General features: G+C 62.8%; 12 protein-coding genes and 1 pseudogene. 8 read left to right on the top strand and 5 right to left on the bottom strand.

All coding sequences use genetic code 11. The features are described 5' to 3' along the window. Positions 1–31: 31 nt before the first annotated feature. Positions 32–805, bottom strand: a complete 774-nt coding sequence (locus GCU68_RS14940) for an RNA methyltransferase (protein WP_152942920.1) — start codon at positions 803–805, stop codon at positions 32–34. A 1,042-nt stretch (positions 806–1,847) separates the two neighbouring features. Between GCU68_RS14940 and GCU68_RS14935 the strand changes: the two genes are divergently transcribed. The 4 genes from GCU68_RS14935 (at position 1,848) to GCU68_RS14920 (ending at position 5,707) form a co-directional block, all read left to right on the top strand. After that, positions 1,848–3,086 (top strand): Cdc6/Cdc18 family protein, encoded by a 1,239-nt coding sequence (locus GCU68_RS14935; protein WP_152942918.1) that lies wholly within the window; start codon positions 1,848–1,850, stop codon positions 3,084–3,086. A 195-nt stretch (positions 3,087–3,281) separates the two neighbouring features. Then, positions 3,282–3,464, top strand: coding sequence for a hypothetical protein (locus tag GCU68_RS14930; protein ID WP_152942916.1), 183 nt, complete (start codon positions 3,282–3,284; stop codon positions 3,462–3,464). Between the two features lie 123 nt (positions 3,465–3,587). After that, positions 3,588–4,781 carry a dihydropteroate synthase gene (gene folP, locus GCU68_RS14925; RefSeq protein ID WP_152942914.1) on the top strand — a complete coding sequence of 398 codons (1,194 nt, stop codon included), beginning with the start codon at positions 3,588–3,590 and terminating at the stop codon, positions 4,779–4,781. Positions 4,782–5,008: 227 nt separating this feature from the next. Beyond that, complete coding sequence (locus GCU68_RS14920; RefSeq protein ID WP_152942912.1) at positions 5,009–5,707, top strand: 6-hydroxymethylpterin diphosphokinase MptE-like protein; 699 nt, start codon at positions 5,009–5,011, stop codon at positions 5,705–5,707. Between the two features lie 52 nt (positions 5,708–5,759). On the opposite strand, the gene GCU68_RS14915 is transcribed toward GCU68_RS14920, so the two are convergent. Both GCU68_RS14915 and GCU68_RS14910 read right to left on the bottom strand, forming a co-directional pair. Next, complete coding sequence (locus GCU68_RS14915; RefSeq protein ID WP_152942910.1) at positions 5,760–5,954, bottom strand: hypothetical protein; 195 nt, start codon at positions 5,952–5,954, stop codon at positions 5,760–5,762. A 266-nt stretch (positions 5,955–6,220) separates the two neighbouring features. Then, positions 6,221–7,391, bottom strand: a pseudogene (locus GCU68_RS14910) (tubulin/FtsZ family protein). A 340-nt stretch (positions 7,392–7,731) separates the two neighbouring features. Between GCU68_RS14910 and GCU68_RS14905 the strand changes: the two are divergent. From GCU68_RS14905 to GCU68_RS14890, 4 genes are all read left to right on the top strand, one after another. Further along, entirely contained in the window at positions 7,732–9,486 is a 1,755-nt protein-coding gene (locus GCU68_RS14905; protein ID WP_152942908.1) for an ABC transporter substrate-binding protein, read from the top strand. 96 nt (positions 9,487–9,582) lie between these two features. After that, positions 9,583–10,455, top strand: coding sequence for a phosphatase PAP2 family protein (locus GCU68_RS14900; protein ID WP_152942906.1), 873 nt, complete (start codon positions 9,583–9,585; stop codon positions 10,453–10,455). 110 nt (positions 10,456–10,565) lie between these two features. Beyond that, positions 10,566–11,969, top strand: a complete 1,404-nt coding sequence (locus GCU68_RS14895) for a cryptochrome/photolyase family protein (protein WP_152942904.1) — start codon at positions 10,566–10,568, stop codon at positions 11,967–11,969. Positions 11,970–12,038: 69 nt separating this feature from the next. Next, on the top strand, positions 12,039–12,383 hold the full coding sequence (locus GCU68_RS14890) for a HalOD1 output domain-containing protein (RefSeq protein ID WP_152942903.1): 345 nt from the start codon (positions 12,039–12,041) through the stop codon (positions 12,381–12,383). Positions 12,384–12,528: 145 nt separating this feature from the next. On the opposite strand, the gene GCU68_RS14885 is transcribed toward GCU68_RS14890, so the two are convergent. Together GCU68_RS14885 and GCU68_RS14880 are read right to left on the bottom strand one after the other, a co-directional pair. Further along, a complete protein-coding gene (locus GCU68_RS14885) occupies positions 12,529–13,497 on the bottom strand; it encodes a sugar phosphate isomerase/epimerase family protein (RefSeq protein WP_152942901.1) in 969 nt (322 codons plus the stop codon). Positions 13,498–13,602: 105 nt separating this feature from the next. Then, positions 13,603–13,911 (bottom strand): carboxypeptidase regulatory-like domain-containing protein, encoded by a 309-nt coding sequence (locus tag GCU68_RS14880; RefSeq protein WP_152942899.1) that lies wholly within the window; start codon positions 13,909–13,911, stop codon positions 13,603–13,605. Positions 13,912–13,937: the final 26 nt, after the last annotated feature.

The following is a 13,937-nucleotide window of genomic DNA, read 5'->3' as shown; positions in this document are numbered from 1 at the left end:
ACGAGCCGGAACTGACGAACCGCCGCCCATCTCAGTCCTCTGCCGGCCGTTCCGTCGCTCGACGGAGGAGCCCGAGCAGGGTGTTCGCTTCGCCCGTCGTTAGGTCCGCCCGCCCGTAGACGCGCCGGAGCATACGCATCGTCTTTGCGCGTTTCTCCTCGGGATGGTTGAGTTCCTCGAGTAGCGCGGCCCACTGGTCGTAAACGCGGTCTATCGTCGGTTCGGGAGCCCGAACGCGCTCGACATCCGGCAGTTGGGTCTCGTCGGCGGCGAGCGTGAGCGACTGCAGTTCGTAGAGAGTGATCGTCGCGGCCTGCCCGAGATTGAGCACGGGATACTCCGCGGCGGCCGGAATCGAGCAGATCTCGTCGATTCGGGCGAGTTCCTCGTTGGTGAGGCCGATCCGTTCACGGCCGAAGACGAGTGCAGTGGGTGCCTCGACGGTCGCTAACCGGTCGACCAGTTCGGCCGGCGTCGAGTACGGGAACCGAACGTGGCTGTGATCGTCTTCGTTGGTCACCGCCGTACAGCCGATCGTGTGGTAGTTTTCGACGAGGCGGTCGAACGAAATCTCCGTCGCGTTCGGGAGAATATCGTCTCGAGCGTGCCCGGCGAAGCCGTAGGCGGGGCCGTCGGGATCGAGTTCTGGCGGATCGACCAACAGGAGATCATCGAATCCGAAATTCTTCATCGCGCGAGCGATCGTTCCGACGTTGCCCGGCGACTGTGCGTCGACGACGGCGACCGATGGCGGCGTCCGTGTCAGCTTGCTCGAGTCATCGGATGCGGACGAGTCAGCCGTCATTGGTCGTCGAGAACACCGAACTCGAGAGCGGTGTGATTCGGTTCGCGTCTGTCGGTTCTGGCTGTGGGTCCGAGCGGATCCGTTGGCTCGAGAGGGGGCGAAATGGGAGTCAAAGCGTGCATATCGGAGGTAAGGAGTGGGCAGTCAAAAGGAACGTGTTCGTCACGGACGGCTGCAGATAGACAGAGACGGGACACGACGTCGGGAAGGTGGGCTCGAGTGACGGAGTCTCTGGGACCGCAATGGTAGATTTTGACACTCACTCTAGTAGTCACTCTGGTACTAGAACAAACTCTAGTAGTAAATAGTAGTCTAGTACTAGAATGAATAGTGGTTCCACCCTGTTCGGGGTCCGCTTTCGCTCCTTCCCTCGAGTAGTCTCCGATTTAGTGACGAAATCTTTGGTCTAAGGTGATTGAACGGGTGTTTCGTGTATTCGTTTCGATGATGGCCTGTGGTTATTCGGCGCCGGAGGGGACACACACCCCCCTCGCGTTTGTAACGCCACAATGGTAGGGGGGGTCTCTACGTGGAACACACCTCCTTCGCGGATGTAAAACCGGGCTTTTGAGTCTCGAATCGACATGAATTCGGGAATAATCGAACACCCATCCCACCCATTCGCCGTTACAAACGCGAGGGGGGTGTGTCCCCCCTCCAGCGACTGCCAGTTCCCTCGAGTCGCAGGCGTACCGCCCGCTTCGCCGGCGTTTACGGAGCGTCCCTCGACTCCGTCCAACATCGTGTCTCTCTTGTAACCATAATCCACATCGCGTATTGTGGCGGCTATCTCGACTTGCTACCGGCCGCGTGCTGGTCCGCTCCAGTCGTGTTACATCCGCGACGGGGGTGTCGGTGGTTCACACACTCGAGTCGATTCCGGATCGATCGCTTCCCGTTTAGAAACGCGAGACCGCTGTTTGACTTCTCCTTCGCGCATCCCGTAATATTTAGGGCTTCATCGGCTATCGTTCGATATTTACATCCGCGATCGATCTCCATACCTTTATTTCAGTTCAGTTGGAAGCCACGGGGTAACGAAATGTCCGCTAACGACGATCGTGATCCACTCTTTCGGTACGACGATCCGGTCTTCGCCGACGAGCGCTTGCTCGAGATCACACACCTACCCGGTCCGGACCGGATCGTCGGACGCGACGAGCAGATGCAACGGGTTGCGGACGCCCTGAATCCCGCTATTTTCGGGAGCGAGCCCAACCACCTGTTCATTTTCGGCAAGACCGGGACCGGGAAGTCGCTCATCTCGCGGTCGGTCACACAGCGGGTGATCTCGGAAGCCCGACGCGACGACGTCACCGTCAAGTACGCCTTCATCGACTGCGGGGAACAGAACACTGAAGCGTCGATCGTCAAGACGATCGCCCAGATCGTCAACGACTCCGAAAAAAGCGGCGTCACCGTTCCCGACCGCGGTCTTGGCACCGGCGACTACTACAAACGACTCTGGCAGGCCGTCGACCACTGCACCGACGTTACCATCGTCATCTTGGACGAAATCGACATGCTCGAGGACGACGAAGTCCTCCGGAAACTCTCCCGTGCCGGCGAGAATCGTCGGATTTCGGACTCGAGTATCGGCATTATCGGCATCTCGAACAAGATCGATTTCCCGGATCATCTCTCCGAACGCGTCAAATCGAGTCTCTCCCGGGACGAACTCGTCTTCTCGCCGTACGATGCCAACCAGCTCGTCGAAATTCTAGAGAAGCGACGGGATGCGTTCCACGACGACGTCCTCTCAGACGACGTAATTCCGCTGACTGCCGCGCTCGCCGCTCAGGAACACGGCGACGCCCGTAAGGCGATCGATATTCTCCGGAACGCGGGTCGCATCGCGAAAAAGCGAAACGACACGCAGGTCACCGCCGACCACGTCCGCGACGCCAAAGAGAAGACCGAAGCCGACCGGTTCAACGAGTTGATCGAAGGCTCTCCACAGCAGGCCAAAGCGATCCTCTACTCGCTGACGCTGCTGACTGAGAACAGCAGCGAGAAGGAGTTCCCGACAAAGATCATCTACAACCAGTACAAGGAGGTCGCTCGCAGACTCGACTTCGATGTCCTCTCGGAACGTCGCGTCCAGGAGATCCTTCAAGAGCAGAACTTCCTCAACGTAATCCAGTCCGAACGCGAGGGTCGCGGCCGCGGCCGCGGCGCTCACGCCAAACACCGACTGCTCGAGAACCCCTCGATCGTCAGGAAAGTCCTCCTGCGGGACTCGCGATTGGCCGTCCTCGAGGACGACGGAACGTCTGAGTAACCGATCTTTTGTACGAGCCGCCCGCAACGTTCGAGGCCGGTATCTCCGAGACTATCGCCGTTATCGAACGACGATGCGGCCTCGAGGAACCGGACTGGCGACGTCACACGTCTCCGTGACCGGCCGGAGACGGGGCTGACGCACGTTCGGACACCAACCGCCGACGAGACACTGCGACCGCGACTCGGCGAGACGTTGCCGAGAGTCGAGCCCCGCGTTCTCGAGGGCGAGCGCGGCGACGAACTCGCCGTATACAGTCCGGCCGCGATGGACGGCTACGTCGACCGTCCGGAGCCGATCGACGAGCGAATCGAACGGGCCGACGGCACGCGGTGGATTCGAACGGATGTCGCCGGCGCTGTACCGAACCAGCCGTGACCCGTCCGTGACTCACCTCGCTTGCGGTCTCCGGAGCTGATCGCCACGCAGCCGGGCGGGGTTGGACGGTGTGCGATTCTCCGCAACCGCGGTACATTTCAGGCTGCCATCCACAGAGGGCGTATGAACAGTGTCGACGCGGCGGGGCTGGGAATCGGCGACGACCACCCGCCTCGAATCATGGGGGTTCTCAACGTCAGTGAGGAGTCGCCCTACGATCCGAGCGTCTACGACGACCCCGGGGAGGCGGCTCAGTACGTCGACGAGGAACTGATCGGTGCGGGGGCCGACATCGTCGATATCGGCCTCGAGTCGGCGAACAAACGCTTTGACGTGCTCTCTGCCGAGGAAGAACTCGATCGACTCCACATCGCCCTCGAGACGATCGATCACGTGTCGGGTGAGGCGATTTTTTCGATCGAGACGCGCTATGCGTCGGTCGCCGAGGAAGCACTCGAGCGAGGATTCGACATGGTCAACGACATCGCTGGCTTCGCCGATCCGGAGATGCCAGTCGTCTGTGCAGACCACGACGTGGCCGTCGCGAAGATGGCGAGTCCGCCGGACCTCGAGCGGCCGGGTGCCGTCGAGGAGACTCCGTGGTCCGAACGGAAATCGCCGGAGTGGGCCGAACAGGCGGGCTACGTCGACCAGGTGTACGAAGCGCTGAAACAGAATGGCATGACCGACAAGACGATCGTCGATCCGGCCTTCGGCGGCTGGAGCGAGGCTCAGACGCTCGCGGATGATCGGGAGACGTTCCGCCGACTGCGGGAGTTCCGCGCGCTCGGCCAGCCCATGCTGGTTTCGATCAACCGGAAGAACTTCTTGGGTGAACTCGCCGGCCGCGACACCGACGAGCGACTACCGGTTAGCCTCGCGGCCACGTCGATGGCCGTCGAGCGCGGCGCACACGTGATCCGGACTCACGACGTCGCCGCGACCCGGGATGCCGCCCTGATCGGAAATGCATTCACCGAGCGCGCGTGCGCAGTCACGGACGGCGTGTCGGTCTCCCGGCTCGACGTCTGCTCGAGTAGCGACCTCCGAGCCTATCTTTCGGAGCGTGGCGTCGATCCATCGGTTGCGGACGACTGGTCGACGATCGCTCTCGAGATCGATGGCCTCGACACCGACGCTCGAGCCACGGTTGCGGCAGTCGTCGAAGATGCCAGCCCAGGTGTGCAGTATGTGGACAGTGAACAACCGTTGGTCGTTGGTTCGAAAACGGATATTTCGGACGTGGTGACCCGTCTTCGGGCGGAAACCGACGATACAGGAGCGCTCGCAGAATCGTTCGCAGAAATGATTGAGTAAGAGAAAGCTTATGCCGAAGGATTCGAAAGAGGACGGTGGACGCCGGGCGGCCTCCCGGGTAGGGGTACTTTGGAGGCGACCCCCGGCCCATATCACGAATTATTGTGGCTCCTGAACGATGAGTGACAACTCGAGCACACCGGTCGGCCGGAAATAGCGTTCTCATCACGTCGAAACCGTACCGACCGAAGCCGAACACAGATACGACTCCGCGCCACACGTCGCGTATGGAGTTCGACGAGTGGGAGCCCGTTTACGAGGCGATCCTGCGCGAGTTCGGATACGATCGAGTCGGTGATGAGCGAGCACGCGACGTGTTGGCCTCGCTAACCGACGCGTTCGACTTCGAGCGCCTCTCGAGCGCTCGTGACGCGACGGTCGCGATCGCCGGCGCTGGCCCCTCGCTTACGGACGAATCGGCGCTCGAGCGGATTCGTGCGGCCGACCTCGTTTTCGCGGCCTCGACGGCCGTCGACGTACTCGTCGACCACGACGTCGCCGTCGACTGTATGGTGACCGACCTCGACAAGAACCCCGAGACGGTCCGCCGGTTGACCCACGAGGGCGTGCCGGTCGCGATCCACGCCCACGGCGACAACATCCCGGCGCTTCGATCGGTCGTGCCCGACTGTGCGGTCGAGGCCGTGCTGGCGACGACGCAGGCTGCGCCACGGGGGCCGGTCCGGAACGTCGGCGGGTTCACCGACGGCGACCGGACGGCGTTTCTCGCGGATCACCTCGGCGCGTCGCGACTCGTCTTCGTCGGCTGGGACTTCGACGACCCGTCGGTGGGCCCTGAGAAGGCCCGAAAACTCGAGTGGGCCGAACGGCTGCTGTACTGGCTCGAGACGCGCCGCGGCGAGCGATTTGCGGTGCTCGACGGTCGTCGGAACGAGATCGAGACGCAGGCGCTGCCGCTCGAGTGACGGGGCGCTCCGGTCAGTTGATGCCCGACTCGCTCGTCTTCCGAGCTCGCGCTCACTCGAGTCGATAGCGAGCGAGCTCGTCACACCCGCAGGTCTGACAGGTCGTGTCCGTCGTCTCGAGTGTCGTCCCACACCGGCGACACTCGACGACCGTCGTCTGGCCGTCGTCTCGGACGAACACTGCCGTCAATGCCGTTCGTAGTCGCGATCCTGTCGATTTCTGGGTCGATCGGTGGTGGCGTCGCATGTCTACCGTTCCACGAATATCACGTTTCGTTATTGTACGCATACCAAGATACTCACGAAAACTGAAATGAGCGCGGCTTCTCGTCGACGATCGGGAGGGCCGTAATGGACCGATTTACCGCCTGATAGCGCCCGTCTTCACGTCCTGACGGCCATACGTTTCCGGCTCGAGGGACGTGTCTCGAGGCCTGAAAACAACTACGAATCCAAATGGCTGCGAATCGAGTCGACGGCTCGGCTGCTCCACGACGGCCTGCCACGCGTGAGTCAAAAGAGCGCGTCGAGTTCGCCGCCGGTATCGACGAGCGACGCGAACTCGTCTCGAGCGTTCGCTTGGACGTCCGCGGTCGTCTCCTTGGCCTCGAGGGCGACCTGCTGGAGCTGGTCGATCCGCGGGACGGTGGTCACGCCCGACAGGAGGACGACGGCGCCGACCTCGTCGGTGTCGGGGCGCGGAGAGTCGCCGCCACGGATCTCCATGCTTCCTGTCTCGTCCTCGAGCCACTGTCGCCCGCGTTCGACGCCTTTGCGGCTCAGCTGTTCAGGTTGGCCCGTCGCGACGTACGAGCCCCCGATCCGCGCTGGCGACGTCACACGGTAGCGTGAGCCGGCCCAGCGTCGCCTTTCGGACGAGGCTCGTCAACCGGTTGGTCGCCGCGCCATCCTCGAGGTCGCTGTTGCTCGAACCGGTGAACGAACTGAGCAGGCCGCCGCTGTCGGTCTCGACGGTTTCAGTGGCGTAGCCGATCGTCGAGACGCCGCCGCCCGAGAGGGTGTTGATGATCTCGGAAGAGTCCACGACACTCTCGGCGACGTGGTCGCCGTGACTGACCTCGCCGGCGGCGAACAGCAGGCCGAATCGTTCGACGATTTCGCGGTTGATCCGGTCGTAGCCGCTTCCGACCGATTCGCCGGCGCTGCGCCAGTCGTCGTTGTCGAAGACGAGCAGGTTGTCCACTTCGCGGACGAACGTCCGGAACGATCGAGCCGCGTTGAGCGTGTATATTCCGCCCTCGTCCGTCGCCGGGAGGATTCCGAGCCCGTAGACGGGCTGGGTGTAGATCCGTCGCAGGTGTTTTGCGAGGACGGGTGCGCCGCCAGAGCCGGTGCCACCGCCCATGCCGGCGACGACGAGGAACGCGTCGATCTCGTGGGTCGGAACCCGATCGATCGCGTGTTGAATCTCGTCGATATCCGCCTCGGTGACCTCGGCCCCGAGTTCGTTGTCGGCGCCGACGCCGTGGCCGTTGACGCGGGCCTGACCGATGAGGACGCGATTCTCCTGTGGGACGCGCTCGAGGCCCCGGAGGTCCGTGGTCGCGGTGTTGATCGCGATCCCGCTCTCGACGAAGCCGCCGTCGGTCGCGTCGTCGTACGTCAGAAATCGGTCAACTACCTTGCCGCCTGCTTGCCCGAAACCGATGAGTGCGAGTTTCATGGTGTTTTCCGTGGCCGTTTCTCGGTGTGTTCGTGCCGCTCGACGACTGATCGGCAGCCAACCGATCGAAACGGAGTCCACGTGCGAAAGCCCCCATACGATAACCTATTGTTATGTATCCAATAGTCTGTACTAATAGACATTCAGAGACTCATCACTGTCTTCGAAAACCGAACATCTCGCTCATAACTGTCATATTTATATACTAAATTGGCCGAACTGTTTTCTCCACTCGCCCGCTCCGTTTCGGTCTGCTGTGACGACGCTGGGTATTCGTCTCGTCGAGATGTCGATCCGAGAGTAAGTCCTATACGCTGTGGTGGCATAGGCGGGTGTGCATATGGACGACGTCGCTTCGTCGACGACTCGTCGAGGGCTGCTCGCAACACTGGGTGTCGGAGCCAGTGCCCTCGCCGGGTGTTCGGAGCGACTCTGGTCACAGGCCGAGACCGCCGACTCGAAGCAAGTCTCGCTGACGATCAAAACCATCTCGGCTGACGACGACCGGCTCGCTGCCACGATCGCGAGTCGACTCCGCGAGAACTACACTGCAGTCGGCATCAACGCGACACACGAAACGCTACCAAAGGCGGAACTGTACCGGGATATCCTCCTCGAGGGAGAGTACGACGTCTTCGTCATCAGACACGCCGGGTTCGACGAGTACGACGCCCTCTACGGGCTGTTACACTCCAATTTTTACAGTGAGCGCGGCTGGCAGAATCCGTTTCACTTCTCGGACGTGACGGCGGACAACTATCTCGAGACCCAGCGAGCGGCCGACGGTTCGAAACGGTCGGACGCGCTCGCGGCGCTGGTCGAGCATCTCTTGCAGACGACGCCGTACACTGCCGTCGCGTTCCCTCGCACGGTAAGCGGCGTGGCCGAGCCGTTAACAGTCCCGACGCCGCTGCGTCGTCCGCACGACTATCTCGAGGTCATGGCGCATCCGGAGAACGGCCCTCGAGACGGGCCACTCGAGGTCGGCGTCTTCGGCGAGCACCTCACCGAGCAACGCAATCCGTTGACGGTCGACCGAAACCGGATCGATGGCCTGTTGGATCTGGTGTACGACCCGCTGGTCCGACGCATCGACGACGAGGACGTGCCATGGCTGGCCGACGACGTCGAGTGGACCGAACGCGGCCAGCTCCGGGCCACTGTCACGCTCCGGCCGGGCCTCGAGTGGCACGACGGCGAGCAGCTCGACGTTGAGGACGTGGCGTTTACGTTCTCATTTCTCGAGGACACGTCGATGGATGACGTCGAGAGCGGCGTCCCCGCACCGCGCTATCGAGGTCGACAGACGCTGCTCGATCGGACGGAGATACCTGACGACGATGATCGAACGATCGACCTCTATTTCGTCGAGACGAGCCAGCCCGTTGCCCGTCGGCTCCTGACGATCCCCCTGTTACCGGCACATATCTGGCGCGAGCGGTCGGCAGTCGTCGCCGACCGCCAGACACAGGCACTTACGGACCCTAACGAAGACCTCGTCGGCTCCGGGCTGTTCGCGTTCTCGGACGCAACCGCCGGTGGCATGGTCGAACTTGAGTCATTCGACGCACACGTCCTCCGGGAGGCGTCGGACCGGCCCGACGTGTTCGAGCAGTTCCCACGGTTCGACGGGCTCACGTTTCGGATCTCTCCGAACCCGGGTTCGATGGCTGATTCGCTCGTCGACGGCGAGATCGACGTGACGGCGAGCGACCTCCCGCCCGAAACCGCTCGCAACGTTCGCAACGCCCCGAACACCTCGACGGTCTCCCAGTCGACCGACGCGTTCTACATGATCGGCTACAACAGCCAGCAGGACGATCTGGGGAACCCGAACTTTCGGCGACTTTGCTCGCGGCTCGTCGACCGCGAGCACGCCGTCTCGGAGTTCTTCGGCGGTCTCGCACGGCCGGCGACGACGCCGAGCGAACTCGTCGGCATTCGCGACTGGGACGTCGACGCCGATCTCGAGTCGGCTCGTGTGACCGAGCCGCTTTCGTTCCCGGGTACTGCCGGTGAATTGGACACATCTCGAGTCCAGTCGCTGTTCACCGAGATCGGTTACAGCTACGAGGACGACGTTCTCCTCGAGTAACTCACGAAGCGGTCGACGCCACTCACGCCGCGGCAACCGAAAGACGTGTTTGAAAGAGTTAATGGCTCGCAGACTGTACTATGGGTACTCCGCTCTATGGCACTCGCTGAAGTACTCCTCGAACTCGCCCTCATCGTAGCGGCGATGCTCGTGACCGCGACGGTCGTCATCGTCGGCCCACGAACCATCGTGTCTGCGATTCGGGACTTTCGATGGCGGCTCGAAGCCTGTGTGCCGGCGTTTGCGGCGCTCGCAGTCGTGCTCGTCTTTCGATGGTCGACACAGGACATCGTCCAGCGACTCGAGCGACGCGTCCTCCGGAACAACATCACGCCGTATCTGTTCGAACTCGACCAGCTGCTGTTCGGGACGAGCCCGGTGGCCGTCATTCAATCCTTTCAGACCGAACTGCTGACGTCGTTTTTCGTCTTCATCTACATCTACGGCTACGCGTTCTTGCTCATCTTCCCGTTTATCGCGTACTTCGCGCTCGATGAGATGGACGAGTTGTCGACGCTCGTCCGCTCGTTTACGGCGAACTACGCGATCGGGCTGGTCTGTTACACCCTGTTTATGGCCTTTGGACCGCGAAACGTCGATCCGCTGCTTTTCGAGGGGCTGTTGTACGACGCGTTTCCCCAGTCGCGGACGCTGACGAACACGATCAACCAGAGCACGAACGTCTTTCCCTCGTTGCACACCTCGCTGTCGATGACAGTCTTCGCACTCGCGTGGGTGACTCGAGAGAAGTACCCGCTGTGGCTTCCCGTCGCCGGTTTTCTCGCGATCAGCATCGCGATTTCGACGATGTATCTCGGCATTCACTGGTTTTCCGACGTCGTCGCCGGTACTGTACTCGCCCTCGCCAGCGTCTACGTCGGGAACAACTACACGGTCGAAGAACTCGTCGCGTCGATTCGGCGCTTTTTCGAGAACCGACTTGGGCCACCAAACGCCGACGGCGAGTGACGGCTGTCTTGGCGTAACCGCCCAAGGACCACCGAGACGGCCGATCCTGTGTTGCGGGTGTGGCTCGCCGCTACCCCGACATTTTCGATGCTCGGGTCGTCAGTTCGGCCATGATCCTCTACTGGCACCGCCGCGATCTCCGCGGGACCGACAACCGGGGGCTCGCCCGTGCCGTGTCCTTATCAGCGGATCCCGTCGTTCCCGTCTTCGTCTTCGATCCGATCATCCTCGAGCACGCATCGCCCGTCCGTGTCGCCTGTCTCCTCGAGGCCCTCGAGGGGCTGCGCGAGTGGTATCGCGAGCGCGGCAGCGACCTGCTCGTCGCCCGTGGCGAGGCCAGCGACGTGCTTCCGCGACTCGCTGCCGAGCACGACATTGACGCCGTCGTCTGGGCCGAGGACTACAGCGGCCTCGCGCGCGAGCGCGACCGGGCCGTGACGGCGGCGCTCGAGGACGACGGCGTCGCCTGTGAGACAGTCCACGACGCGATTCACCACGAGCCGGGGTCGATCACGCCCAACGAGGGCGACCACTACTCGGTGTTTTCGTACTTCTGGAAGAAGTGGCGCGACCGCGAGAAACGCGAGCCAGTCGAGCCGCCTGCCGCGGACGCGCTCGCTGACGTGATGGGTGAGCCGCTGCCGTCGCGCTCGGAGTTGGGGTTCGACGAGCCGACCGCGACGCCACAGTCGGTCACGCAAGCGGCGGCCCGCGAGCGCGTCACCGAGTTCTGTTCGGAACCGATCTACCGGTACGCCGACGACCGTGACAAACCGGCTATCGACGGCACGTCGCGGCTGTCGCCCCATCTCAAATGGGGGACGATCGGGATCCGAGAGGTGTACGAGGCCACAGAGCGGGCGGCCGAGCGAGCAGAGACGGACGACGACCGCGAGAGCGTCACCGCGTTCCAGCGTCAACTCGCGTGGCGGGAGTTCTACGCTCACGTCCTCGCGTTCAACCCCGAAACAGTCACCGAGAACTTCAGCGGGTACGAACACGCCATTCCGTGGCGCAACGACCCCGACGAACTCGAGGCCTGGAAAGCTGGCGAGACGGGGTATCCGATCGTCGACGCAGGGATGCGACAGCTCCGATCCGAAGGGTGGATGCACAACCGCGTCCGGATGCTCGTCGCCTCTTTCCTGACGAAAGACCTTCTGATCGACTGGCGCGAAGGGTACGACTGGTTCCGTCGAAATCTGGCCGACCACGAGACGGCCAACGACGTCGGCGGCTGGCAGTGGGCTGGCTCGACCGGGACCGACGCCCAGCCGTACTTCCGGGTGTTCAACCCCGTCAAACAGGGCCGCGAGTACGATCCGAACGCCGATTACATCCGCGAGTACGTCCCCGAACTCGAGGCCGTTCCGGCCGACACGATCCACGACTGGCCCGCCCTCGAGTCGGATCGCCGCGTCACGCTCGCGCCGTCGTATCCGGCGCCGATCGTCGACCACGGCGAGCGCCGGGAACGCGCCATCGCCGCGTTCGAGCAGGCTCGTGGCGAATGACGCCTCGAGCGTTCTCACATACGTATGCGTGACACTACGTTTATCTGAGGGAACGACGTACCAGCAGCTATGACTCCGGCGCGTGAGCGTCCGTCCGACGAGGTGGCGGCGCCGACCCAGCGCATCATCGAGGCCGTCGCCGCTCGTGAGGGCGTCGACGTCACCGACGTCGAGCCGCCGGCGTACGAGCCGCTGTACTCCGTTCTCGACCCGACGGCGCTCGATGCCCTATTCCAGCCGTCGTCACCGAACTCGGCGACCGTCCGCGTCGTCCTCGAGTACGAGGGGTACGAGATCACCGTCGAAAGCGACGGGTCCGTCGAACTGCGCGAGCTATCGCCGTCGGCAGACTCGAGCGACGACCGATCCGCAGACGGAGTTGACGACCCGCTCGCCGACGGGAATGTGGACTGATACTGTCGGACAGAACTATTTGAAGATCGGTCGCGCTACTGCGGCCGTCTCCCCTGACGACGGCCGCGAATTCGCGACCGACATCTCACTGACTTCTGTCTGACAGTATAACGACCCGTCGGCCGATTGCAGGCAGACACCGCACTCACTCGGCCCAGTACGCCTCGCCCGGTTCCGTCTCGAAGACGGCTCGCTCGAGGAGGTCGACGGCCTTCTCTAAGCCTTCCCGCGAACTGGTCAGCGAGTCCTCGTGTTCGATGCTCAGCGCGCCGTCGTAGCCGACCATCCGCAGCGTCGAGACGAGGTCCTTCCAGTGGGATTCGCCGTGGCCATAGCCCACCGAACGAAAGAGCCACGACCGATTCGGCTCGTCGTCGTAGGCCGTCGTATCGAGGACACCCTTCTCGCGCGCCTGTGGCTCGTAGATCTTGGTGTCTTTGGCGTGGACATGGTGGATCGCATCGCGGTCGCCGAGATAGCGGATCGCGTCGGTGATCGTAATGCCCTGCCAGTACAGATGCGAGGGATCGAAGTTGGCGCCAATCCGCTCGCCGGTTTCCTCGCGTAGCCGCACCATCCCGTGTGGCTCGTAGACCAGCATGTTTGGGTGCATCTCGATTGCGATATCGACGTCGTGGTCGTCGGCGTACGACTCGAGGTTGGCCCAGTAATCGACGGCCGTCTCCCACTGATACTCGAGCGCGTCGGCGTGTTCCGGCGGCCACGGCGCGGTGATCCAGTTCGGTACCTCGTCGGTCGGCCCGCCCGCGGGCAGGCCCGAGAAACAGGTGACGACGCCGACCTCGAGTTGACTCGCGAGCTGGATCGCCTCCCGGAGTTCCGTATCCGCGGTTTCGGCTCGCTCGTCGTCCGGATGCAGCGGGTTGTTGTGGGTTGCGAGCGCGCTAATCCGCATGTCGTACTCCTCGAGTTGATTACTGATCGTCTGTTGGGCGCTGTCGTCGTCGAGGAACTCCGCTCGCGGCAAGTGGGCCTGCCCGGGATGGCCGCCGACGCCCGGTTCGATCGCGCCGACACCGAGGTCGGACAGATACGACAGGACGCCCTCGAGCGATTCGTCCGCCAGCGGTGGGGTGTGAACACCGATCTCCATATGAGGGACGAACATCGACGGGCGAAATAAAACGGGGGCCGGCATACGGGGACTGCGGTCCAGTTCAGACCGACATCTGCACCGGAAACTCGGGATAGCAGGGTATCAGGGCTCGAGTCGTCGTGCGGTTCGGACCGTCGACGATCGCGGTAGCACCCGCACGAGCGTCGCATCCGGTTCGTACGCGACCCGTTCGGTCGGTGATTTGGTCGCGATGATCTTCCAGAATCCGGGCGAGTGAAACGTCAGTTCACACCGCCCGCGCTCGTCGGTTCGCGTTCGTTTCGAGCCACCCTCAACGAGTGCCTCGTCGATCGGGTGGCCCCCGCGATCTCGAACGCGGACGGCGATCGGGCGTCCAACGGTCACTTCGTGACGACTGATCTCGAGGACGAGTGGCCGTTCGACTTGCATGTCGATTGCTACCACGCCGATGCAGA

This window comes from Natronorubrum aibiense (assembly GCF_009392895.1).
Classification (GTDB): Archaea; Halobacteriota; Halobacteria; order Halobacteriales; family Natrialbaceae; genus Natronorubrum; species Natronorubrum aibiense.
The sequence above is the reverse complement of the archived record's forward strand: the minus strand, read 5'-3'. Positions and strand labels throughout refer to the sequence as shown.

What these genes read in the sequence shown, in the direction of transcription:
- GCU68_RS14885 (WP_152942901.1), bottom strand. Translation starts at nt 13,497, where the DNA reads ATGGAGATCGGTGTTCACACCCCACCGCTGGCGGACGAATCGCTCGAG.
- GCU68_RS14900 (WP_152942906.1), top strand. Translation starts at nt 9,583, where the DNA reads ATGGCACTCGCTGAAGTACTCCTCGAACTCGCCCTCATCGTAGCGGCG.
- GCU68_RS14915 (WP_152942910.1), bottom strand. Translation starts at nt 5,954, where the DNA reads ATGCGACGCCACCACCGATCGACCCAGAAATCGACAGGATCGCGACTA.
- folP (WP_152942914.1), top strand. Translation starts at nt 3,588, where the DNA reads ATGAACAGTGTCGACGCGGCGGGGCTGGGAATCGGCGACGACCACCCG.
- GCU68_RS14920 (WP_152942912.1), top strand. Translation starts at nt 5,009, where the DNA reads ATGGAGTTCGACGAGTGGGAGCCCGTTTACGAGGCGATCCTGCGCGAG.
- GCU68_RS14890 (WP_152942903.1), top strand. Translation starts at nt 12,039, where the DNA reads ATGACTCCGGCGCGTGAGCGTCCGTCCGACGAGGTGGCGGCGCCGACC.
- GCU68_RS14940 (WP_152942920.1), bottom strand. Translation starts at nt 805, where the DNA reads ATGACGGCTGACTCGTCCGCATCCGATGACTCGAGCAAGCTGACACGG.
- GCU68_RS14905 (WP_152942908.1), top strand. Translation starts at nt 7,732, where the DNA reads ATGGACGACGTCGCTTCGTCGACGACTCGTCGAGGGCTGCTCGCAACA.
- GCU68_RS14935 (WP_152942918.1), top strand. Translation starts at nt 1,848, where the DNA reads ATGTCCGCTAACGACGATCGTGATCCACTCTTTCGGTACGACGATCCG.
- GCU68_RS14895 (WP_152942904.1), top strand. Translation starts at nt 10,566, where the DNA reads ATGATCCTCTACTGGCACCGCCGCGATCTCCGCGGGACCGACAACCGG.
- GCU68_RS14880 (WP_152942899.1), bottom strand. Translation starts at nt 13,911, where the DNA reads ATGCAAGTCGAACGGCCACTCGTCCTCGAGATCAGTCGTCACGAAGTG.